This window comes from Cryptosporangium aurantiacum (genome assembly GCF_900143005.1).
GTDB lineage: Bacteria > Actinomycetota > Actinomycetes > Mycobacteriales > Cryptosporangiaceae > Cryptosporangium > Cryptosporangium aurantiacum.
The window spans coordinates 326,954-347,509 of record NZ_FRCS01000009.1 but is presented as its reverse complement, the minus strand read 5'-3'; the positions used below and the strand labels follow the sequence as shown (position 1 = coordinate 347,509).

Genomic DNA, 20,556 nt, shown 5'->3' with positions numbered 1-20,556 from the left:
GGTCCGGTGTCGGGGTGGTTGCCGGTGGGGGTTGCGGGTTGGGGTTGGTGCTGGGGGTCGGTGAGCCAGTCGGTGACCACGTCCCAGTCCCAGTCGGTGACCCACTCCTGCTCCCCGGTGTCGAGGGGCCACTCGTCGTCCGGCCGGACCAGGATCTCGGGCAGTGGAGTGTCCGGGGCGGAAACTGGGGTGTCGGCCAGGACGGTGCGGCCGGCCGGGGTGCGGCGTAGGTCGCTGGCGTGGACGAGGACGGTGAGGTGGGGTTGTTCACCGGCGGTGGTGGGGAGTTCGCCGGTGTCCAGGATGTGCCGGATGAGGTCTCGCAGGGCGTCGTGGCGGCGTTCGGCCGCTGAGCGCATGTCGTCGGGATCAGGCTTGGGCAGGGTCGCGAAGTAGGTCTGGAGCATGGCGCCGCATTCGGGCGAGAGGGAGCCTTTGAGGTCCCAGATGTCGTCGTAGGTCTGGCCGAGGTAGATGGCGCGTTCGGGTTCGGGCGGGTGGTCTTTCGCCGGAAGCAGGTGCTCGAGGATCCGTTTGGCGATCTGCCGCAACTCCGAGCAGCTGAGCCGGTGGGCGTTCTCGAACAACATCTCCTCAGCGACCGGCACCAAATCCGGATCGACCGCGTCGACTTTCCGGGCGAGCCACGCGGCGACCTTCACATGCCCGAAAGACACCCTGCCGGCGGACAGGGCGCCGGCGAAACGCGGCAGAACCGGTAACCGGCGCGCGGTATCGACCAGAGCGCTGGCCTCACCGGAGGTCATCCTCAAGGAGCCCTGCAGCCAGGCCTTCGTCGACGGGGCACCGTTGTAGGCGACCGCGCCTCGGCGGTGCACCGCACCGACGGCCTCGGCAAGGCCGGCCTGGGCCACCCGCACGATCTCTTCCCAGTCCTCCACCCGGCCGAGCTGCGCGGAATCGGGGAGCCCGCCGAGGTCTTCCCCGGCCAGCTCCCGCAACACCGCCACACACTCGACCATCGAACTCATGTGCGAAATTCTAAAGCTGCCCACCGACAGAAATCGCGCGGCGGCGGTAGCGGATCAGCGGGCCGCGGGGGCCGGGCACGGTGGCGAACGGCGTCATGCCGAGGCGCCGGGCTACCGCGGCCGAGGCCACGTTCGCCTCGTCGACCTCGGCGACGACGTAGGGCAGTTCCAGCGTGTCCAGTGCGTGGTCGACCACTGCGGCGGCGGCCTCGGTGGCGTAGCCGCTTCCCTGGTGCGTCGGCTCGAGGCTGTAGAGCACCTCGTGCCCGACGTCGTCCAATTGTCGCAGCCCGACCGCGCCGACGAACGTCGTCCCCGTGCGCTTGTGTACCACCCAGACATCGGGCAGCAGACCGCGGGCCTGAGCCACCCCGACCGGGGTGTCATCGAACAGGAAACGCCGGACCTCCGGCCGGTTCCAGTGCGCGCGGAGCGCCGGGACGTCCGCGTCGGTGGCCGGGCGCAGCACCAGGCGCGCGGTGGTCAGCGTGGCACGCACGGCGGCTACCGGGACGAGACGCGGTAGCCGAGGCCGGCTTCCTCGACGCGTGCGAGGTCTTCCTCGCGAAGCCCGCGACCGGTGAACCGCTCGACGGCCAGCAGCCCCTTTTCTTCGCGGTCGCCGAGTTCGGCGAAGTCCAGTCCGTCGAGTGCTGCGGCGACTGCCGGTTCGGCGGGGACGTCGCCCCACGGTTCGAACCCGGCTAGCAGCTCGCCGTGCTCGGCGAACGAGAGCCGGGTCACCGCGTTGACGTTCCAGAACATGCTCGCCGCCCGTCCCTGTGCGGAGGCGGCGCACAGGATCGGCTCGCGGGAACCCAGGTAGCCGTTGAACTCGACGGCCAGTATCGCGTCGCCGACGTCGAGGACGGCGACCCAGTCCGCGACGTGCTGGAGCAGCGCCATCGGTTCCGGGCGCGTGGGGTCGGCGCCGAACGCGCGCAGGACCTCGTCCACGGTTGCGCCGGTCGTCACGGTGACCGTCGCCGCGGTGGACAGCGCGCTCCGCTGGATCCACCGGTAGGCGCGTTCGGGCCGCGCCGGACGCACCGGCTCGGGCTCGCCGCGGAGGCGGTGGCCCAGCGCGTCCGAGCGCTGGTGGATGATCGTCGGCGCGGCCGGGGCGGCCCAGACGACCAGCCGGTAGCTCTCGTAGTGGTGGTCGACCTCGTCCCGTCCGCGGGTGTGCACCCGCAGCCGGTAGTCGCCGGGCCACGGCGGGGTCTGTTGCTGTAGCTGGGGCTCCGCGGCGACGACGGAGGCCCGGCCCTCCCGTGCGCGCCAGCTGACCTCGACGACGTCCTCCCAGCCGGGTTCCACCTCGGACGGTGCGGCGGCGAGCACGGCCAGCTGGATCTGCACGTGGCCGGAGGGTACGCCGGTGCGGATCACCGCGCCGCCGTCGACCACGGCTACCAGTCCGTTCGCGGAGAAGTCCGCGGCCTCGGGGACGCTGCCCTCGGGGACGCTGCCCTCGAAGACCCCGCCCTCGGGGACCCCGCCCTCGGCCAGCGCGAACCGGTGATCCGCCACCCGCACCGAGCCGTACGCGTGGCGGGGCAGTACGTACTCCGCGCGGATCCGCTCGAGCAGCGCTGCGGCGTAGGCCGCCGGCATCGGAACCTCGGCCAGGAGCGTGGCGGCGGTGCCGAGGCCCAGGCCGACGACGGCCGCGGCGGGCTCCACGAGGTTCGGCGCGTCAGCCTGCGTGATGACCGCGCTCGCGGTCGCGACGGACAGGGCGAGGTAGGCCGCCCCGTGCTGCGCGGCCACAGCCTCCTCGCCGTCGGCCGCCGCCGAATACGCCGCCGACGACGACGCCGCGGCCGCGTCCGCCGACGCCGCGTCGGCCGACGAGGAGGCCGTGGCCGGGGGCGGGACGGCCGGATCCGCGCGCAGGTGCGGCTGGATCGCCGGATGCTCCGCGAGCGCTCGCGCCAGCGCCAGAACCAGGTCGGCGACGCCCGGACGCAACCGGTCGATCAGTGACGCCGCGGTGTACGCCGCGCTCTCCCTGCCGCTCGACAGGAACGCGATGTGCGAACCGTCCGGGAGCGGCCGCAGGTGCGCGGAGAGGTCCGGCAGGCCGGCCGGGGCGTCGGCGACCGAACGTTCGAGCGCCCCGAGCAGGCGTTCGACCACCAGCGGATCCTGCCCGCGCAGCGCCGCGAGTGCGACCGGCTGCGGCTCGGCCCCCGGCCGGAGGCTGTGCCGCCCCTGGCCGGGGGCGGGCTGCGGCTCGGGCCCCGGCCGGCGGGAACGGCGGCTCGCGCGGCGGGCCTGGATGGCGCGTACGCGGGCGTGCGGCGAGGCGCGCTCGGTGTCCTGGGGCGCGCCCACCCGACCCAGCTCGGCCGCGGGTTTCCGCGGGACGGAGTCGACGTACTGCGCCATCCGGCTCGCGACGGACTCGGCGAAGTCGTCGGTGACGAGGTCGGAAACGTCTATCATCGCTCACCTTTGTCGGCCACATCGGACGGTCGCCGAGCGTAGCGGACGCCGACTCAGCAGGGTGGCTCGCCGTCGTAGGTGGGCGGGAGGAGGAACCCGTTCGTCGCGGTGAGACCACCGTCGCTGGGGAGCACGGCACCGGTGACGTACGACGACGCCGGGGTGCCGAGGAACCAGATGACTTCGGCCTGCTCGCGCGGGTCACCCCAGCGTCCGAGCGGGATGCGGCGGGTGATCGCGGCGGCGAGCTCCGGGTCGGCGAGAGTGGGCTCCGTGCGCGGTGTGACGGTCAGGCCGGGCGCGATCGCGTTGATCCGGATGCCCTGGTAGGCGTAGTCGATCGCAGCGGAACGGACGAGGTTGAGCTGCGCCGCCTTGGTCGTGTTGTACGCCCACGTGTACGGATCGCCGCGTTGCCCGGCGACGGACGCCGTGACCACGACCGCACCCCGGGTCTTGCGGAGCTCCGGGGCCGCGGCGCGGAGCCCCAGCGCGACACCGCGCACGTTGACCGCGTAGATGCGGTCGAGCGCCTCGATCGCGCCGGGTGCCTCAATCGGCGGAGCCCCGCCGAGACCCGCGTTGAGGACGACGGTGTCCAGCCGTCCGAAGTGTTCGACCGCGAGCCGGACCGCCGCGCGGTTGGTCTCCTCCTGTGCGACGTCGCCGGCCAGGTGGACGACGTTCGCCAGCCCGTCGAGATCGCCGGTGACCGGGTCGACCGCGACGACACCGTAGCCCCGCTCGGCGAACAACTCGACGGTCGCCCGGCCGATACCGGCTGCGGCGCCGGTGACGACCACCGCGGACTCCACCACCTACGGCCCTCGGATTTCAGAACAGTTGACGCTTCGCTTCCTCGAACTCTTCCTTGCTCAGCTGACCGACCTGCACGAGCTGCCACAGCCTACGCAGCTCGTCCGCGGGGTCCGGCGGTGCGGGCGCGGCGGGCTGCTGGTGCTGGGCGAGCGCCGCAGCGCGCGAGGCCTCGACGAACGCTCTCAGACGGGCGAAATCGTCCTGTCTTCCACCGCGGAACGCCACCGTCAGCTCGGCGATCGGCCGGAGCCCGTCGGGGCCTGCGACCTCGATCGTGAACTGACCGCCGGAGAACCGGGAAGTTTTCAACTCCATCGAGATGATGTCCTGCACGTGGACGCGCCGGTCGCCGGGTCTGACCGGTTCGCCCTTGCGGTGGACGGTGACCCAGGTGCCGTCAAAGGTGATCTGTTCGGACTGACCCAGGACGCGCAATGGATCTCGGGGAGTCGGCGGTGGGAACAGAGGAGGGCTGGCCACGCCCGGGACGCTAGAGGTGGGAGTTGCATCTCGGGTGCCGCTTTGTGTGGAGATGGACGACCTACGGTTGGAACTCAACCGGACAGTCGCCGTGAAGTGACTGTTCGTATGTGGCGCGGCAGTACCACTATCTGAGTGTCCGAATCAGCCGACGAGCCCGCCTTGGTAGGCCAGCACCACCGCCTGTGCCCGGTCGCGGGCTCCGATCTTGCCCAGGATCCGTTTGACGTGCGTCTTCGCGGTCGACTCCGCGATGACCAGCCGGTCGGCGATTTCCTGGTTGGACAGACCGTGTGCGACGAGCGCGAGGACCTCGGCCTCCCGCTCGGTCAACGGCCCGAGTCGACGTTTGGCGGCGGCTGCCGCGCCCGCCTCGGTACCCGGGGCACGTCGGACGAAGTGCTCGACCAGGTCGCGGGTGACCGCCGGATCGATCAGGTCCTCGCCGCCCGCCACGGTCCGGACGGCGTCGACCAGCCGCTCCGGCGACGTGCGTTTGAGCAGGAAACCGCTGGCTCCCGCACGGAGAGCGCCCCACACGTACTCGTCGTGGCGGAACGTGGTCAGGACGAGCACCCGCGCGGGCAGCGCCGCGCCGACGATCCGCCGGGTGGCCTCGATGCCGTCGATACCCGGCATCCGGACGTCCATCAGGACGACGTCCGGATCGAGGCGGTGACAGGATTCGACCGCGGCCAGTCCGTCGGCGGCTTCGCCGACGACGTCGATGTCCTCGGCTGCGCCGAGGATCACCGCGAGACCCGCGCGGAGCAGCGCGTCGTCATCGGCGAGCAGAATTCGGACGCCGGACGCGGTCACGGCAGCGGAAGCACGGCTCGGACGCGGAAGCCGCCACCGTCGCGGGCCGCGTGCTCGACGGTTCCGGCGAACAGCGCGGCGCGTTCGGCGATGCCCAGCAGGCCTCGTCCGGGCCGGTAACCCGGCGGCGGTCCGGCGCCGTCGTCGGACACCACCAGCTCGACCGTGCCGCGGTCGCACCGTGCGGACACGCTGACCGAGGCTGCCCTGCCGTGCCGGAGCGCGTTGGTCAGTGCTTCCTGGACGATCCGGTACGCGGCGCGGTCGAGGCCGGCGGGAAGCGCGTCGGCGGGCGGCTCGATCCGCACCGAGACCGCGGTGCCGGTTCCGGCCATCCGCTCGACCAGCCGGGGCACCGAGGCCAGGCCCGGCTGCGCGTCGGTGGGGTCCGGGGTGGCGTCCGGGGTGGCGTCCGGCCGGAGCACGCCGAGGACGTGGTCGAGCTCGTCGAGCGCCGCGCGTCCGCTCTCCTCCACCCCGTGCAGGATGTCGCGGGCCTGACCGGGGTCGCGGTCCAGGACCACGCGCGCCGCGCCGACCCGGACCAGCATCACGGTGAGCGTGTGCCCGACGAGGTCGTGCAGCTCGCGGGCGATCCGGGTCCGCTCGTCGGCCACCGCGTCCTGGCGCATCCGCCGTTCTTCCTCGGCGCGGGCCTCGGCCTGTGCGTCCCGACGTCGTGCCGCGGTGTAGCCGGCCGCCCAGACCAGCAGCCAGAGGAACACCACGCCGGCCGGGGCCAGCGCGGGGCCGTCGTCGGGGCCGAAGTACGCCAGGATGCCGGGCAGCATGATGACCGGCCCCCAGAGCACGCGCTGCCGGGCGGCACCGTGCCCCAGCGCGTAGAGCCCCATCAGGTTGACGAGCGGGGTGAGTTCGCCGGGGCCGAGCCCCAGCGACTCCACAGCCAGCGCGCCCGTCTGCACGGCATAGCCGATGACCGGCGCGCGCCGCCGCAGGGCCAGGCCGGTGGCGACGATCGCGCTCAGTGCGACGCCGATCGCCAGGCGGTCGCCGGGGTCGGTCGCGGCTCGGGTGGCGACCATCGCGGCGAACGCCACGACGGCCGGTGCGAGGTCGACGACCGGCGGCGGCACCGCGCGCACGCGGGCCGCGACCAGGTGCGCGGTGCGCGCGAGGGGGGTCACCGGCTTACCTCATCACGGCCGGGGAGCGCGCCGCACGGCCGTCCCCGCCGCGTAATCGGGAGCGGCCGGGCTGCCTGCCTGCGCCGGGCTGCCTGCCTGCGCCGGGCCGCCCGCCTGCGCCGGGCCGCCCGCCTGCGCCGGGCTGCCTGCCTGCGCCGGGCCGCCAGGACCCGCGGGGGCGCCGGGGCCCGCCGGGGCCGGAGCGCGGAGGCCGTTCGCGACCTGGGCGGCGGCGGCCAGGAGCGCGAGGGCGCCCACGCCGCCCAGCAGCCCCATCGCCGGCGTCGGTGAGATCCACGGTTCGCCGGCGTACGCGGTGACGGTGACCGCGGCGAACAGCGCGGTGTACCCGGCCGTGCCGAGCAGGACGGTCCGCAGGCCGCGCCGCCCGCTCAACTCCAGCCCGATCGCGAGCAGCCCGAGCACCTGCAGCGCGTGGATGCCCAGCGCGTGGGCGACCTTCGCGCTCCCGGCGGCGCCGAAGACCAGCTCCTCGGGCACGTGCCCGGTGGTCGCGACGACCTCCTCGCCGACCGACGCCATGCTGCCGCCCACCGCACCTCCGGCCAGCACCAGCAGCAGCCCGGCCAGGACGGCGACTCGCGCGGCGGGGCTGCCGCGGAACGTGAACAGCGCCCGGAGCAGGATCACGACGAGGCCCGCCACCAGCACGAACACCGAGGTCCCCATGATGCTCCAGATCGCGGCGTCACCCGAGGTCTCCGCGTTGAAGTGGGACGGCACTCCGCGCCACCGCTGCACGGTGATCAACACGACCTCGATCACCGACATGCTGCCGACGATGCCGGTCGGGAGCCAGCCCCACCGCCGGTCCGGCAGGTGGCGCAGCACCCAGGCGACCGACCAGAGCAGCAGCCCGAACGACTCGCCGAACAGCGCCGGCTTGCGCCAGGATACCGAGCCCGCCCACGGCCCGTCGACGGCCGCGATCCCGAGGTGCACGACCCCGGACAGCATCAGCGCGGTGCCCGCCCACCAGAGGAACCGCTGCTGCCCGGTGAGCGGCCGGATCGCGTCCCACAACTGCCTCGTCGTTCGCATGTCGGGACGGTAGGACGGCCCCGGCGCCGAACCGTCCCCCTGACGAGGACACTCGGCGTACCCCCGCTGGGGTACGGGTATAGGCGGGAGCACATGGATCCGAGGGAGAAGGACGCACCTGTGACCGAATTGCCGCTGTACGCGACGCTGGGCTTCACCGACGCGGAGTGGGGGCTGCTCGTCGGCCTGCCGCAGTCGGTACTCGTCGCGGCGAGCGCCGCCACGCCGGACAGCACCCGGAAGACCCGCGCGGAGACCGCTGCCGGTCTGGACGTCATCGCGGACGCGCGGGCCTCGGCGAGTCCGCTGGTGGCCGCGATCGCGGGCTCGATCGTCACCGAAGTGGCCGACCCGACCCTCGGGGAGGAGGCCCCGGTGATCGAACCCCCCGACCCCGCCGCGTACGCCCAGGACGTACTGGGCCGCGCCGCCGAGGCGAACGCGCTGCTCAGGGCCAAGGCCGAGAAGGCGGACGCGGAGACGTACCGGCACTGGCTGGTCGAGGTCGCGGAGAGCGTCGTCGGTGCGGCGTCGTCCGGCGGGGTGCTCGGGCTCGGCGGCGAGACCGTCACCGAGACCGAGCGCGCGTTCCGCGACGACCTCGCGAAGGCCCTGACCGACTGAACCCCCTGACCGACTGAACCCCGTGACCGACTGAACCTGAACCACGCGGACGTTCGAGTGAGGACGTCACGTCCTCACTCGACGAACGCGCGGGTGAACGCCAGCGGCTCCTCGGCGAGGCCCGAGCAGGTCGGATCCGCGACCGGCTTCGGGCCGCCGACGCAGGGCGTGTCCCGGGCGGCCGACCACATCGAGTACCAGGCCAGCTCCTTCGAGCGCGCGAACTCCGCGACGATCCGGGCGTCGGCAGGCGTGAAGACCTCGGTGGCGACGTCGTTGACGCCGATCATCGGCGTCACCGCGAGCGACCGCCACGCGGCGTCGTCCGACAGCCCGAAGACGCCCCTCACCTGGGCCTGCACCGCGGTGACCGCGTCGATCGCGAACCGTCCCATCCGCCCGGCCGGGTCCGGCGCGGCGGCGTCGCCGTAGTCCATCGCCATGACGTTGACCGCGTCGAACACCACGTCCGCGGCCCGGGCGTCGGTCAGCAGATCGACGCCGCCCTGGGTGAGGCCCTGCGGGAGCACCGGCAGCGTCACCGACACGTCCAGCGGTCGCCCGGCCGCGGCCGCGGTCTGCCGCAGGATCGTGATCGCCTCCGCGCGGCGGCGGTTCGCCGCGGTGTCCGCGAGCGCCGCTCCCTCGACGTCGAAGTCGATCCGCGTCGCGGCGTAGGCGTCGATCGCGCTCTGGTAGGCGGCGGCGAGCTGCTCGGGCGTGCTGCAGACCGTCGCGAGCTCGGTGCCGGTCGCGCCGCCGAACGAGAGCCGGACGTCGCCCCCGGCCTCGCGGAGCGCGCTGACGCGGCGGGCGATCCCGGCGTCGCCGACCGGCAGGACACCGCCCCAACTCGGCGTGCAGCCGCCGTTCGCGACGAGGAACCCGAGCGTGTACTGCCGGACGCCGGTCGACGCGGCGGCTGCCGCGAGGTCGTAGGGCGGATGGAGCAGCACGTCGACGTAGGGCGCGAACTCCGTGCCGGTGGGCGCCGGGGTGCCCGGAATCATCACCGGCGAGCCCGGAATCACCGGCGGGCCCGGCGCCACCGGCGCGGCGGAGGTCGCCGGTGCCGTCGAGGTCGCGGCCGGGTTCGGAGCGGTCGGTTTCGGAGCCGCCGGTGCGGACGGGGCGTCGGACGGCCCGGCGGTGATCGGCTCGCCGGTGCTCTCGGTGCAGCTCACGCCGTTGATCGTGCACCCGTCGGGTGCGGCCTGCTCGGTGCCGGTCGCGTCCGCGACGAAGCCGACGACGACCGACGCGTCCGGGGCGAGCCGCCCGTTCCAGGTCTCGTTGCGCACGGTGACGTCCCGGCCGGAAACGCTCATCCGGCCGTTCCAGAGGCTGGTGATCCGGGCGCCGTCCGGCAGCGTGAACGCCAGCGACCAGCTCTCGACGGCGTCCGCGCCGGTGTTGGTCACCGTGTACGCGCCGGTGTAGCCGCTGTCCCAGCGCGCCGACTGGACGTAGGACACCGAGAACCCGGCGGCCTGAGCCTGCCCCGCGGTGAACGTGGCGACGGTGACCGCGACGACGGTGGCGAGCAGTCCGGCCACCCCGAGCCGGCGGATCGGTTTCCGGGATCTGCGCCGCCGGTGCCCACCCCGGAAACCGTCGGGTGGTTGCTCACGCACAGGTACGGGCGGCACGGTCGGGGCTCCTGGACGGTTCGGGTGCTGTCCCGAGAAACCGTAGAGCCGCACTGTTCTCCCAGATCCGGAGACAAAGTACCGATCTGGCAGCTTTAAGGCCTCGTTAGGGGTGATTCAGATGCGGTGCCCCAGGGCGTCAAAGCTGGTGGCGATGACGTGTGACCGCCACGGGATCGCCTTGCCGACGCGCTGAGCGGCCAGTACGACGATCGAGAGCGCGCCGAGCGCGCCGAGCACCCGGATCGCGCGCTCGGGCTCCCCGTCGGGGTCGGCACCGAACGCGCGGAACACTGTGCGGTGGATGCGCTCGGCGCCGGGCGTCGACGGCTCGGTGGCCGTGGAGCTGACCAGGAACGCGACCATGCCGGGCCGGGCGATGGCCTGGTCGGCCAGCGCCTCGATGACCCGGCGGTCGCGGGCGGGTCCCAGCGGCTCGCCGTCGACCGCGTCGAGCACCTCCTGGGCGAGCGCCGCACTGTGCGCGACGACGGCGTCCCGCAGCGCGTCCTTCGTCGGGAAGTAGTGCAGCAAGCCGGCCTTGGACATGCCGACCGCGTCGGCGATGGCCTGCACCGAGGTCTGCGCGTAGCCGTACCGGGCGAACAGCGTCGCCGCGCGGTTGAGGATGCCTTCGTCGATCTGCTGCCGGAAAACTCTCGCCACCGGACCATCTTACGAACCACCGACCACTGCGGTAGTTTTCCCGACCAGAATGGTCGGTAGAGCGGTGAGGAGCAGCCGGATGGCCGGGAGAATGGAAGGCAAAGTCGCCTTCGTGACGGGGGCAGCGCGCGGACAGGGCCGCAGCCATGCGGTGCGGCTGGCGGAGGAGGGCGCGGACATCGTCGCGGTCGACATCTGCGCCCAGCTCGAGTCGGTGCCGTACGCGATGGCGTCCGAGGCGGACCTGGCGGAGACCGCCCGGCTGGTCGAAGCGCTCGACCGGCGCGTGGTGACCCGGGTCGCCGACGTCCGGGAGCGCGCCCAGCTGGTGGCTGCGGTCGAGGCCGGCGTCGCCGAGCTGGGCCACCTCGACGTCGTCGTCGCGAACGCGGGCATCAGCCCGATCGGCACGTCGGTGCCCACGATCGGGTGGTTCGACACCGTGTCGACCAACCTGGTCGGCGTGATCAACACGCTCGAGGCGGCGTTCCCGCACCTGGGCGCCGGTGCGTCGATCGTCGTCACCGGCTCGATGGCCGCGTTCATGGCCGGCTCGGTCGACTCGGCGGGCCCCGGCGGTGCCGGCTACTCGCACGCCAAGAAGGCCGTCGCCCGCCTGGTGCACGACCTGGCGCTAACGCTGGCGCCGCTGTCGATCCGGGTCAACGCGGTGCACCCGGGCAACATCGCGACGCCGATGCTGCTCAACGACATGATGTACAAGGTGTTCCGGCCCGACCTGGAGCACCCGACCCGCGAGGACGCCGAGCCCGCGTTCGGCTCGATGCACAAGCTTCCGGTGAACACGCTCGACCCGGTCGACATCAGCGAGGCCGTGCTCTACCTGGCGTCCGACGCCGCCCGGTACGTGACCGGCCAGCAGCTCAAGGTCGACGCCGGTGCGCTGCTGCCGGCGACGACCGCCAACGCCCCCGGCTGAGCACGTTCGAGGCGATGCGCGCCTCGTGCCGTCCTAGGGGCACGACGTGCGCATCGCCTCGAAGGCCGGGAGGAAGAACGCGACTTGGTAGCCCACGACGGTGGCGCGCTCCACTTCGGGGTGAGCCAGCCACCAGCGCCCCAACTGCTCGACGCTGCCCGAGATCGCGTGCGCGAACGCGTCGATCCGCTGCGGGTCGACGTCCGGCAGGTGGGCTTCGATCAGATCCGCGATCAGGTTCGTGGTCCGGAATCGCTCGCGGAGGAGGTCGTCGGCGAGCGGCCCGGTGAGCACCCCGTGCGGGCTGAACAGCAGGCGCCAGCGGCTCGGGTCGCCCTCGAGCATCGTGTAGTAGGCGTCGACGCCGCGCGCGAACTGCTCCGCCGGGTCCTGGCTGCTCTCGAACGCGGTCTGCAGAGCCTCGTTGAGCGGCACCCGCGCCCGGCGGACGCACGCCAGGTAGATGCCTTCCTTGCTGCCGTAGTGCTCGTAGACGACCGGCCGGGTGATGCCCGCGGCTCTGGCGATGTCCTCGATCGACGTCCGCTCGTAGCCCGCGGTCAGGAACAGGTCCTCGGCGACGTCGAGAAGTTGCTGCTCACGCGCGGTGCGGGTCATTCGCCGCCGCCGGGGTGGGTCGTCGTCGACCACGGGCGCCGCCTTTCTCGCCGAAACGCCTCCGAGCGTAACTGACGGCCTGTAACTTACGGCCCGTAAGTTACCGCGACTCAGCGAGGAGACGCCGTGGAATCAATCGTCGAGTACCAGGCCTCGGATGCCTGCGCGGCGCCGGACGCGGAGACCACGCTGCTGACCGAGCTGCAGGCCACCGCACCGGCCTCGCTCGGTGCGCTGTTCCTCGACCGGGTCGGCCGGACGCCCGACGCCGAGGCGTACCGCCGCCCCGACGGCACCGGCGGCTGGAGTTCGCAGACCTGGGCCGAGACCGGCCGCACGGTCACCGAGCTCGCCGCCGGGCTGCTCGACCTCGGCCTGCGCCCGGAGGACCGGGTCGCGCTGATGTCCGCCACCCGGGTCGAGTGGATCGAGGCCGACCTCGCGGTGGCGTGCGCGGGCGGCACGACGACCACCGTGTATCCGACATCGACGCCGGTCGACGTCGCGCACATCCTCACCGACTCCGGCGCGCGGTTCGCGGTCGTGGAGACCACGGCCCACCTGGCGAGCGTGCTCGAGTCGCCGATCGAGTGTGCGGTGCTGATCGACGGCGAGCCGCCGCAGGACGACCCCCGGGTGCTCACGCTCGGCGCTCTCCGCGAGCGCGGGCGGGCAGTTCTCGTCGAGCGTCCCCAGCTGGTGAAGGAAGCGACCGCGGCCGTCGCGCCCGAGCACCTCGCGACGTTGATCTACACCTCCGGAACCACCGGACGCCCCAAGGGCGTCCGGCTGACCCACCGGGCGTGGGTGTACGAGGGCCTCGCGATCCAGGCCGTGGGCCTGATCAAGGCCGACGACCTGGCCTACCTGTGGCTGCCGCTGGCGCACGCGTTCGGCAAGACGCTGCTCGGCGGGCAGCTCGCGGTCGGGCACCCGTCCGTGGTGGACGGCGACGTCACGAAGATCATCGACAACCTGCCGGTCGTCCGGCCCACCGTGATGCCCGCGGTGCCGCGCATCTTCGAGAAGGTGTACGCGGGCGTCGCCGCGACGATGCAGCAGGAGGGCGGCGTCAAGGCCCGCCTGTTCGACTGGGCGGTCGACGTGGGGCGTCAGGTGTCCCGCGCGCGGCACCGGGGCGAACGGCCGGCCGCGTTCCTGGCGTTCCAGCACTCGATCGCCGACCGGCTGGTGTCGACGAAGATCCGGCAACGGTTCGGCGGCCGGATGCGGTACTTCATCTCCGGGGCCGCGCCGCTGTCCGGTGAGATCGCCGAGTGGTTCGACGCGATCGGGCTGCTCGTGCTCGAGGGGTACGGGCTCACCGAGACCGCCGCGGCGTCGTTCGTGAACCGGCCGGACCATGTCGAGTTCGGCACCGTCGGATTGCCGCTGCCGGGCACGTCGGTGGCGCTGGCCGAGGACGGGGAGGTCCTGGTCCGCGGGCCGGGTGTGATGGAGGGCTACCACCAGCTCCCGGAGGCGACCGCCGACACGCTCACCGACGGCTGGCTGCACACCGGTGACATCGGAGAGGTCACCGCGCGCGGCTCGCTGAAGATCACCGACCGCAAGAAGGACCTGATCAAGACGTCCGGCGGCAAGTTCGTCGCCCCGCAGCCGATCGAGGTGCGGTTCAAGGCGATGTGCCCGCTGGCCACCGAGATCGTCGTCCACGGCGAGGGACGCAACTTCGTCACCGCGCTGGTCGCGCTCGACCCGGACGCGGCCGCCGCCTGGGCCGCCGGCCACGGGCTGGCCGGGGCATCGATCGCCGAGATCGCCGGGTCGGAGGCGCTGCGGGCGGAGATCGCCGGTTACGTCGAGCGGCTCAACGCCGGGCTGGGCAAGTGGGAGACGATCAAGAAGTTCACGATCCTCGACCGGCCGCTGACCGTGGAGGACGGCGACCTGACGCCGTCGCTGAAGCTGAAGCGCCGGGTCGTCGAGCGACGCCACGCGGACCTGCTGGAGGCGCACTACAGCAGCTGACGGCACCCGCGGACTGCCGTGAGCGATGATGTGGACCATGCCAACCAGACAGGGCACGGAGCGGCGGACGGTCATTCTGCGGGCGGCCGGCCAGCTGTTCCTCGCCCGCGGCTACGCCGGCGTGTCGATGGAGGACGTGCTGCACGCGGTCGGCGGGTCCAAGTCGACGCTGTACCGGCACTTCGCGGACAAGGCCGAGCTGTTCCGGTCGGCGGTCGAGGCACTGCTGGACGAGAAGTCGGCGCCGCTACGTTCGTTCACCCCCGAGGATGCGGACGTGGCGGCGACGCTGGTCGCGCTGGGCCGGCACTTCGCGACGATCGTCCTCGACCCGTCCTCGATCGCGTTGCACCGGCTCGTCACGGCCGAGGCGGAGCGCATCCCGGGGATCGGCCAGGCGTTCTTCGAGCACGGACCGGCGTTCGGACAGGCGGTGCTCGGCCGCTACCTGCAGTCCGCCGCTGACCAGGGCCTCATCCGGATCGCCGACGCGAGGGCCGCCGGGGCGCAGCTGTATCAGGCCATGCTCGGCGACCCGCAGATGCGGCTGCTCACGAACTCGCCGTCCCGGCCGGCACCCTCCGAAGTGGAGCACAGCATCACCACCGCGGTCGACGTGTTCCTGCACGGCACGCTGGTGAGGTGATTCCGCCGGGTACCGTGCGGGCCATGGCGTGGGAACTCGCACAGGTGAACGTCGGCCGGTTACGGGCTCCGCTGGACTCCCCGGTGCTCGCGGACTTCATGGCCGCACTCGACCCGATCAACGCCGCCGCCGACGCGGCGCCGGGCTTCCGGTGGCGGCTGGCCACCGACGAGGGCAACGCGACCGCGATCCGCGCGTTCGAGTGGGACGCGGCCGACAGCGTGGGCGTCATCGTGAACATGTCGGTCTGGGACTCGGTGGAATCCCTCTCCGACTTCACGTTCGGAGAGTTACACCGCACGGTGTTGCGTCGCCGCCGCGAGTGGTTCGCCCCGATGAGCGAGGCGTACACCGCACTCTGGTGGGTGCCTGCCGGTGAGCGTCCGACGACCGAGGAAGCTGAGGAACGGGTGCGGCACCTGCGGAAACACGGACCCACCGAGACCGCGTTCACGTTCCGGGCGCCGTTCCCGCCGCCGGAGTTCACCCTGCGGCCCGGTGCGGACACCGACGTCCGCACGATCGCCGAGATCTGGCACGACGGCTGGGCCGACGCGCACCTCGGACGCGTGCCGGACGCGCTGCTGGCCCACCGGACGTTCGAGGACCTCGTCCGCCGGGTCCCGATCCGGCTGGACGTGACGACGGTGGCCACCGTCGACGAGCAGGTCGTCGGCTTCGCGGTCGCGCACGACGACGAGCTGGAGCAGCTCTACGTGAGCACCGCGGCCCGGGGGAGCGGCGTGGCGACCGCCCTGCTGCGCCACGCCGAGCGGGTGATCGCGGCGAACCACCGTCGGGCCTGGCTCGCGGTCGTCGACGGCAACCGGCGCGCGCGTCGCTTCTACGAGCGGTGCGGCTGGTACGACGGCGGTCCGTTCGACTACCGGGCCTTCACCGAGGACGGCACGACCGTCGCCGTCCCGTGCCGCCGCTACGTGCGTGACCTGGGCTGAGACCGGCGCACCAGCCCGGTCTCGTACGCGAGCACGACGAGCTGGGCCCGGTCGCGCGCGTCGAGCTTGGCGAGCAGGCGGCTGACGTAGGTCCGAACGGTGGCCGGGCTCAGGTACAGCGTGGCCGCGACCTCGTCGTTCGACCGCCCGGTCCCGACCTCGGCCAGGACCTCGCGCTCCCGTCCGGTGAGGGCCTCCAGCCGGGTGTCGGTGCCCGGTGGCGCTCCGGCGGCGGCCGCCTCGATCACCCGCCGTGTCACCGACGGCGCCAGCAGCGCCTCCCCGGCGGCGACCGTGCGGACGGCGTCCCGCAGCGGGCCGGGCCGGATGTCCTTGAGCAGGAACCCGGACGCGCCCGCCCGCAGCGCGTCGAACAGGTGCTCGTCGGTGTCGAACGTGGTCAGCATGACGACCTTCGTGCCCGTGAGGTTCTCGTCGGACGTGATGCGGGTGGTCGCCTCCACTCCGTCGACGCCCGGCATCCGCACGTCCATCAGGACGACGTCCGGACGAAGGCGGCGTACCAGCGTCACGCCGGACGCACCGTCGGAGGCCTCGCCGACAACGGCGAGGTCAGGGTCGTGGGTGAGGAGCGCACGCAGTCCGGCCCGCACGAGGTCCTGGTCGTCGACAAGCACGATGCGGACGCTCATCGCGGCGCCACCGCAGTCGTCGGGATCATCGCCCACACCCGGTAGCCGCCGCCGGGGTGGGGCCCGATCTCCGTCCGGCCGCCGAGCAGCGCGACGCGTTCGGTGAGCCCGACCAGGCCCAGGCCGGCGCCGTCGGGCGTGCCGTTCGTCGGCGGACCCTCGTCGCGGACCTCCACCTCGACCTCGTCGCCGACCGGGCGCAGCCGGACCGTGACCGGCACGGCGCCGGCGTGTCGCCGGGCGTTGGTGACCGCCTCCTGCACGATGCGGAACACCGCCGCGTCGACGACCGGCGGCAGCGGGCCCAGGTCGTCCGGGACGTCGAGCGTGATGCCCGGACCCAGGTCGGTGGCGAGTGCGGGCAGGGCACGCAGGCCGGGAGCGTCCGCGATGCGGATCAGGCCGAGCGTGCGGCGCAGCTCGGCGCTGGCCGCGTCGCAGGCGGTCCGGACGTGCTCCAACGCGCGCCGGGCCGCGGCCGGATCCTCGTCGACCGCTTCCAGCGCCACGTCGGTGTGCAGCGACACCACGGTCAGCGTGTGGCCGACCGCGTCGTGGACGTCGCGGGCGACCTCCAGCCGCTCGGCCTGGATCGCGCCGGCCAGCTGGCGCTCGTGCGCCTCCCGTTCCCGTTGTGAGCGTTCGCGCTGTTCGGCGCGGAGGAGGCGCCGGGAGCGCAGGCCGTCGCCGAGAGCGATCGTGGCCGCCATCGCGGTGGCGGTGACCAGCAACTCGTAACCGAACAGGTAGGCGGCGTCCTCGTCGTCGATCAGCCGAGCCACGGTGGAGATACCCAGGAGCGCTGCCGTGACCGTCGCCGCCCAGCCGGTGCGACCCGCCTCGGCGGCGGAGAACAGCGCGGCGCCGATCGGGACCGGCAGGCCGATCGGCGGGTAGTCGCGCACGTAGTAGGCGATCAGCAGGAATGCGCTGACCAGCAGGACCAGCCGCGGGAACCGGCGGCGTACCAGCAGCACCACGCCGAGCGCGACCGCGATCCCGTACGCGAGGACGCCGGGCCGGCGGTGGTCGCCGAGGTCCGCGGCGATCGCGATCGCGACCGCGGTCGCGGTGAGGACACCGAGCGTGATGTCGATCAGGACCACGCGCCGCATGTTCGTGAGCGTAACCACGCGTGCGCGGGATGTCTGTCGCCTCCCGACGTACGGTGGTACGTCGACGGGCGATTGCCGGGCCGCACGTCGTCCGATGTGGGCGGGCGGTGGCGTCCCTAGCGTCGCCGGGGTGACCGACACTTCGCTCCGCCGCCGTAGCCTGCTCAGCCGGTTCGCCGGCTGGTCGCACCGTCACCACTGGGCCGCGATCGTCGCCTGGGTACTCGTCGTGGGCGCGCTCGCCGTGGCCGCCGGGCGGGTCGGCAGTGCGTTCGAGGACGACAACACGCTGCCCGGCAGCGAGTCGCAACGGGTCGCCGACGCGCTCGCCGTTCACGAGGGCGGCCCCGCACCGGACGAGGTCACGGTCGTCGTCCACCGCGACGACGGCCTCGACGAGCCCGCCGTACAGGGCCTGCTGGCCCGGATCGCGGCCGAGTCCGCCGTGAGCGGGGTCTCCGATCCGTTCGCGACGCCGGGGTCGGTCTCCGAGGATGGCGACACGGTCATGGCGACGGTCACCCTCGACTCCGGCGCGTCGTCCGACGACGTGGCTGCGCTGGTGGACACCTCGCTGGACGGTTACCGGGTCGAATGGGGTGGCGATCCGGTGCGGGAGGCCACCGCGCAAGGTGGACCGGCCGAGGGCATCGGGCTACTTGCCGCGATCATCATCCTCGTGCCGCTGTTCGGCTCGGTGCTGGCCGCGGCGATGCCGCTGGTCACCGCGATCTTCGCGGTGGGCAGCGCGGTGAGCGCGGTGATCCTGGCGTCCCATCTGCTCACGGTGCCCAGCTACGCGACCGCGATGATGGCGCTGGTCGGGCTCGGCGTGGGGATCGACTACGCGCTGCTGGTGTTCGTCCGGTATCGGCACGAGATCCGGCAGGGCGCTGACCGGTCGTCCGCGACCGAGCGGGCGCTGGACACCGCGGGCCGGTCGGTGCTGTTCGCCGGCGCGACGGTGATCGTCGCGTTGCTCGGCATGCTGACGCTCGGGCAGGCCGCGTTCCGGTCGCTGGCGTTGAGCGTGGCGCTCACGGTGCTGGCGACGATGATCGCGTCGATCACGTTGCTGCCCGCGCTGTTGACGCTGTTCGGGCGCAGGTTGGAGGCGCGAATCCAGCGCCAGTGGCACCGCCGCACGGAGCGCGCTGCCCGACGCGCCCAAAAGCGCGCCCCGGCCGCGCCGGCCGCAGGGCTCCCGGGCGCGGGCGCGCCAGCCGCGGGCCTTCCGGGCGCGGGCCTTTCGAGCGCGGCGGCGGGCGCGGCAGGGTCGGGCGCGGGGCTTCCGGGCGCGGCAGGGCCGGGCGCGGGGTTGCCGGGCGCGGCGGCGGGCGCGGCAGGGCCGGGCGCGGGGCTTCCGGGCGCGGCAGGGCCGGGCGCGGGGTTGCCGGGCGTGGGCCTTTCGAGCGCGGCGGCGGGCGCGGCAGGGTCGGGCGCGGGGCTTCCGGACGCGGGGTTGCCGGGTGCGGCGGCGGGCGGTGGGGGGCGCTGGCGGGCTCTCGCGCGGTTGATTCAGCGCTTTCCGTGGCCGGCGCTGGTCGGTGGGGTGCTCGTGCTCATCGTCCTCGCATTGCCCGCGGCCAACCTGCGGCTGGGCTTCGCCGACGCGGGCACCGACCCGCCCGGCTCCACCACCCGCGAGGCCTACGATCTTATCGCCGAGGGGTTCGGCCCCGGCACGAACGGCCCGCTGCTGGTCCTGGCGCCGGACGAGGCGTCGGCGGAGGAGGCGGCCGCGACCGTGCGATCCGTCCGAGGGGTCGCGTCGGTGTTGCCGCACACCCCGGTCGCCGAGGGCGTGCTCGTCGTTCCCGACTGGGGACCCGCCGACGAGCGCACCGCCGACCTGGTGCACCGGCTGCGGGACTCCCTCGGAGACGCCTACGCCGTGGGCGGATCGGTCCCGGCCGCGATCGACTTCGCCGACACCGTGTCCGCCCGGCTGCCCTGGTTCATCGCCGCGGTCGTCGGACTGTCGGCGCTCATGCTGCTCGTCGTGTTCCGGTCCGTCCTCGTGCCGGTGCAGGCCGCGGTGTCGAACCTGCTGAGCATCGGCGCCGCGCTCGGCGTCATGACGTTCGTCTACGGCGAGGGGAACCTCGGCGCGCAACCCGGACCGATCGAGGCGTTCCTGCCGGTGATCGTGTTCGCGGTGGTGTTCGGACTCTCGATGGACTACGAAGTGTTCCTGGTCAGCCGGGTGCACGAGGAGTGGCGCCGCGGTCTGAGCGCCCCCGACGCCATGCGCGAGGGCCTGGCCACGACCGGCGGAGTGATCACCGCCGCCGCCGCGATCATGATCGTCGTCTTCGGCTCGTTCGTGCTCAGCGGTGACCGGATGCTCGGCGAGATGGGGCTCGGCCTGGCCGCCGCGGTGCTGGTCGACGCGCTCATCGTGCGGTGCCTGGTCGTTCCGGCGGTGTTCGCGCTGGCGGGGGAGCGCGCGTGGTGGCTCCCCCGCTGGCTACACCGCCTCCCCGAGGTCCGCCTCCACTGAGCGTGCTTCGGCGGTGCGACCCGGGGGAAGAAACTGGCGTGGACATCACCGAACTGATCCTGAACGACCATTCCGAACAGCGCCGGATGTTCGCGATGCTCGACGACGTCGATCCGTCCGACACCGGGACGCTGCGCGCGCTCTGGGACCGCATCGCCGCCCTGCGCTGCTCGCGCTCGGCCGCCACACCGACGGCGACGAGGTCGAGGAAACCAAGGACGCGATCGGCGACCACAACGACATCCTCGAGGCCGGCAAGCACGAGGTGGGCTCCGAGGGCTGGTGGGCGGGGGTGAACACCGGATCGCGGTGGTGTTCTCCGCCTACGAGGCCGAGCACGTCACCGGCGTCCCGATCGTGGATAAAGACCCCGACACGTACGTAGCTGAGAACTCCTGAGTGCGCCGGCGGGCAGTCCACAGT

General features: G+C 73.0%; 19 protein-coding genes and 1 pseudogene. 7 read left to right on the top strand and 13 right to left on the bottom strand.

What is annotated here, in order from left to right; translation table 11 throughout:
• The 8 genes from BUB75_RS28530 to BUB75_RS44430 form a co-directional block, all read right to left on the bottom strand.
• Positions 1-992: DUF222 domain-containing protein (locus BUB75_RS28530; protein ID WP_143175447.1), on the bottom strand; the 992-nt coding region annotated here is incomplete at its 3' end.
• A 10-nt stretch (positions 993-1,002) separates the two neighbouring features.
• On the bottom strand, positions 1,003-1,491 hold the full coding sequence (locus BUB75_RS46515; protein ID WP_073260941.1) for a GNAT family N-acetyltransferase: 489 nt from the start codon (positions 1,489-1,491) through the stop codon (positions 1,003-1,005).
• Between the two features lie 5 nt (positions 1,492-1,496).
• The gene (locus BUB75_RS46510) at positions 1,497-3,443 is read right to left on the bottom strand and encodes a DUF6461 domain-containing protein (RefSeq protein ID WP_073260939.1); all 1,947 of its coding nucleotides are present in this window, start codon (positions 3,441-3,443) and stop codon (positions 1,497-1,499) included.
• Between the two features lie 53 nt (positions 3,444-3,496).
• Positions 3,497-4,261 carry an SDR family NAD(P)-dependent oxidoreductase gene (locus tag BUB75_RS28515; RefSeq protein WP_073260937.1) on the bottom strand — a complete coding sequence of 255 codons (765 nt, stop codon included), beginning with the start codon at positions 4,259-4,261 and terminating at the stop codon, positions 3,497-3,499.
• Between the two features lie 16 nt (positions 4,262-4,277).
• Positions 4,278-4,742, bottom strand: a complete 465-nt coding sequence (locus BUB75_RS28510) for a hypothetical protein (RefSeq protein ID WP_143175446.1) — start codon at positions 4,740-4,742, stop codon at positions 4,278-4,280.
• A gap of 144 nt (positions 4,743-4,886) precedes the next feature.
• Positions 4,887-5,561 carry a response regulator gene (locus BUB75_RS28505; protein ID WP_073260933.1) on the bottom strand — a complete coding sequence of 225 codons (675 nt, stop codon included), beginning with the start codon at positions 5,559-5,561 and terminating at the stop codon, positions 4,887-4,889.
• Positions 5,558-6,709 (bottom strand): sensor histidine kinase, encoded by a 1,152-nt coding sequence (locus tag BUB75_RS28500; RefSeq protein WP_084741828.1) that lies wholly within the window; start codon positions 6,707-6,709, stop codon positions 5,558-5,560. Before BUB75_RS28500 ends, BUB75_RS28505 begins: the two co-directional genes overlap by 4 nt.
• Before the next feature lie 12 nt (positions 6,710-6,721).
• Positions 6,722-7,771 carry a hypothetical protein gene (locus tag BUB75_RS44430; protein WP_178379999.1) on the bottom strand — a complete coding sequence of 350 codons (1,050 nt, stop codon included), beginning with the start codon at positions 7,769-7,771 and terminating at the stop codon, positions 6,722-6,724.
• Between the two features lie 120 nt (positions 7,772-7,891).
• Between BUB75_RS44430 and BUB75_RS28490 the strand changes: the two genes are divergently transcribed.
• Positions 7,892-8,395 (top strand): hypothetical protein, encoded by a 504-nt coding sequence (locus BUB75_RS28490; protein WP_073260932.1) that lies wholly within the window; start codon positions 7,892-7,894, stop codon positions 8,393-8,395.
• 74 nt (positions 8,396-8,469) lie between these two features.
• On the opposite strand, the gene BUB75_RS28485 is transcribed toward BUB75_RS28490, so the two are convergent.
• Positions 8,470-10,044, bottom strand: coding sequence for a glycoside hydrolase family 18 protein (locus BUB75_RS28485; RefSeq protein WP_218617814.1), 1,575 nt, complete (start codon positions 10,042-10,044; stop codon positions 8,470-8,472).
• Positions 10,045-10,161: 117 nt separating this feature from the next.
• Positions 10,162-10,710 (bottom strand): TetR/AcrR family transcriptional regulator, encoded by a 549-nt coding sequence (locus BUB75_RS28480; protein ID WP_073260930.1) that lies wholly within the window; start codon positions 10,708-10,710, stop codon positions 10,162-10,164.
• Between the two features lie 79 nt (positions 10,711-10,789).
• On the opposite strand from BUB75_RS28480, the gene BUB75_RS28475 reads away from it, so the two are divergent.
• Positions 10,790-11,650 (top strand): mycofactocin-coupled SDR family oxidoreductase, encoded by an 861-nt coding sequence (locus BUB75_RS28475; protein WP_073260928.1) that lies wholly within the window; start codon positions 10,790-10,792, stop codon positions 11,648-11,650.
• A 33-nt stretch (positions 11,651-11,683) separates the two neighbouring features.
• On the opposite strand, the gene BUB75_RS28470 is transcribed toward BUB75_RS28475, so the two are convergent.
• Positions 11,684-12,301: a TetR/AcrR family transcriptional regulator gene (locus tag BUB75_RS28470; protein ID WP_143175444.1), complete on the bottom strand. Its 618-nt coding sequence runs from the start codon at positions 12,299-12,301 to the stop codon at positions 11,684-11,686.
• A gap of 102 nt (positions 12,302-12,403) precedes the next feature.
• Here BUB75_RS28470 and BUB75_RS28465 point away from each other — a divergent pair, with 102 nt between their 5' ends.
• From BUB75_RS28465 to BUB75_RS48895, 4 genes and pseudogenes are all read left to right on the top strand, one after another.
• Positions 12,404-14,260 carry an AMP-dependent synthetase/ligase gene (locus BUB75_RS28465; RefSeq protein ID WP_425430903.1) on the top strand — a complete coding sequence of 619 codons (1,857 nt, stop codon included), beginning with the start codon at positions 12,404-12,406 and terminating at the stop codon, positions 14,258-14,260.
• Between the two features lie 37 nt (positions 14,261-14,297).
• Positions 14,298-14,906 carry a TetR/AcrR family transcriptional regulator gene (locus tag BUB75_RS28460; RefSeq protein ID WP_218617811.1) on the top strand — a complete coding sequence of 203 codons (609 nt, stop codon included), beginning with the start codon at positions 14,298-14,300 and terminating at the stop codon, positions 14,904-14,906.
• 23 nt (positions 14,907-14,929) lie between these two features.
• Positions 14,930-15,388 (top strand): annotated as a pseudogene (locus BUB75_RS48900) (DUF3291 domain-containing protein); the annotation flags it as partial.
• An 87-nt stretch (positions 15,389-15,475) separates the two neighbouring features.
• Positions 15,476-15,862, top strand: coding sequence for a GNAT family N-acetyltransferase (locus BUB75_RS48895; RefSeq protein ID WP_425430902.1), 387 nt, complete (start codon positions 15,476-15,478; stop codon positions 15,860-15,862).
• Here the strand turns inward: BUB75_RS48895 and BUB75_RS28445 are convergent.
• Together BUB75_RS28445 and BUB75_RS28440 are read right to left on the bottom strand one after the other, a co-directional pair.
• Positions 15,841-16,515 carry a response regulator transcription factor gene (locus tag BUB75_RS28445; protein ID WP_073260922.1) on the bottom strand — a complete coding sequence of 225 codons (675 nt, stop codon included), beginning with the start codon at positions 16,513-16,515 and terminating at the stop codon, positions 15,841-15,843. The genes BUB75_RS48895 and BUB75_RS28445 overlap by 22 nt on opposite strands.
• Complete coding sequence (locus BUB75_RS28440; RefSeq protein ID WP_073260920.1) at positions 16,512-17,630, bottom strand: sensor histidine kinase; 1,119 nt, start codon at positions 17,628-17,630, stop codon at positions 16,512-16,514. Before BUB75_RS28440 ends, BUB75_RS28445 begins: the two co-directional genes overlap by 4 nt.
• A gap of 130 nt (positions 17,631-17,760) precedes the next feature.
• On the opposite strand from BUB75_RS28440, the gene BUB75_RS45520 reads away from it, so the two are divergent.
• Positions 17,761-20,133: an MMPL family transporter gene (locus BUB75_RS45520; protein WP_073260918.1), complete on the top strand. Its 2,373-nt coding sequence runs from the start codon at positions 17,761-17,763 to the stop codon at positions 20,131-20,133.
• The last annotated feature ends 423 nt before the right edge of the window (positions 20,134-20,556 follow it).

Excerpts from the sequence above, each read along its gene's own strand:
- BUB75_RS44430 (WP_178379999.1), bottom strand. The coding sequence starts at position 7,771 with ATGCGAACGACGAGGCAGTTGTGGGACGCGATCCGGCCGCTCACCGGG.
- BUB75_RS28460 (WP_218617811.1), top strand. The coding sequence starts at position 14,298 with ATGCCAACCAGACAGGGCACGGAGCGGCGGACGGTCATTCTGCGGGCG.
- BUB75_RS28475 (WP_073260928.1), top strand. The coding sequence starts at position 10,790 with ATGGCCGGGAGAATGGAAGGCAAAGTCGCCTTCGTGACGGGGGCAGCG.
- BUB75_RS28440 (WP_073260920.1), bottom strand. The coding sequence starts at position 17,630 with ATGCGGCGCGTGGTCCTGATCGACATCACGCTCGGTGTCCTCACCGCG.
- BUB75_RS28445 (WP_073260922.1), bottom strand. The coding sequence starts at position 16,515 with ATGAGCGTCCGCATCGTGCTTGTCGACGACCAGGACCTCGTGCGGGCC.
- BUB75_RS46510 (WP_073260939.1), bottom strand. The coding sequence starts at position 3,443 with ATGATAGACGTTTCCGACCTCGTCACCGACGACTTCGCCGAGTCCGTC.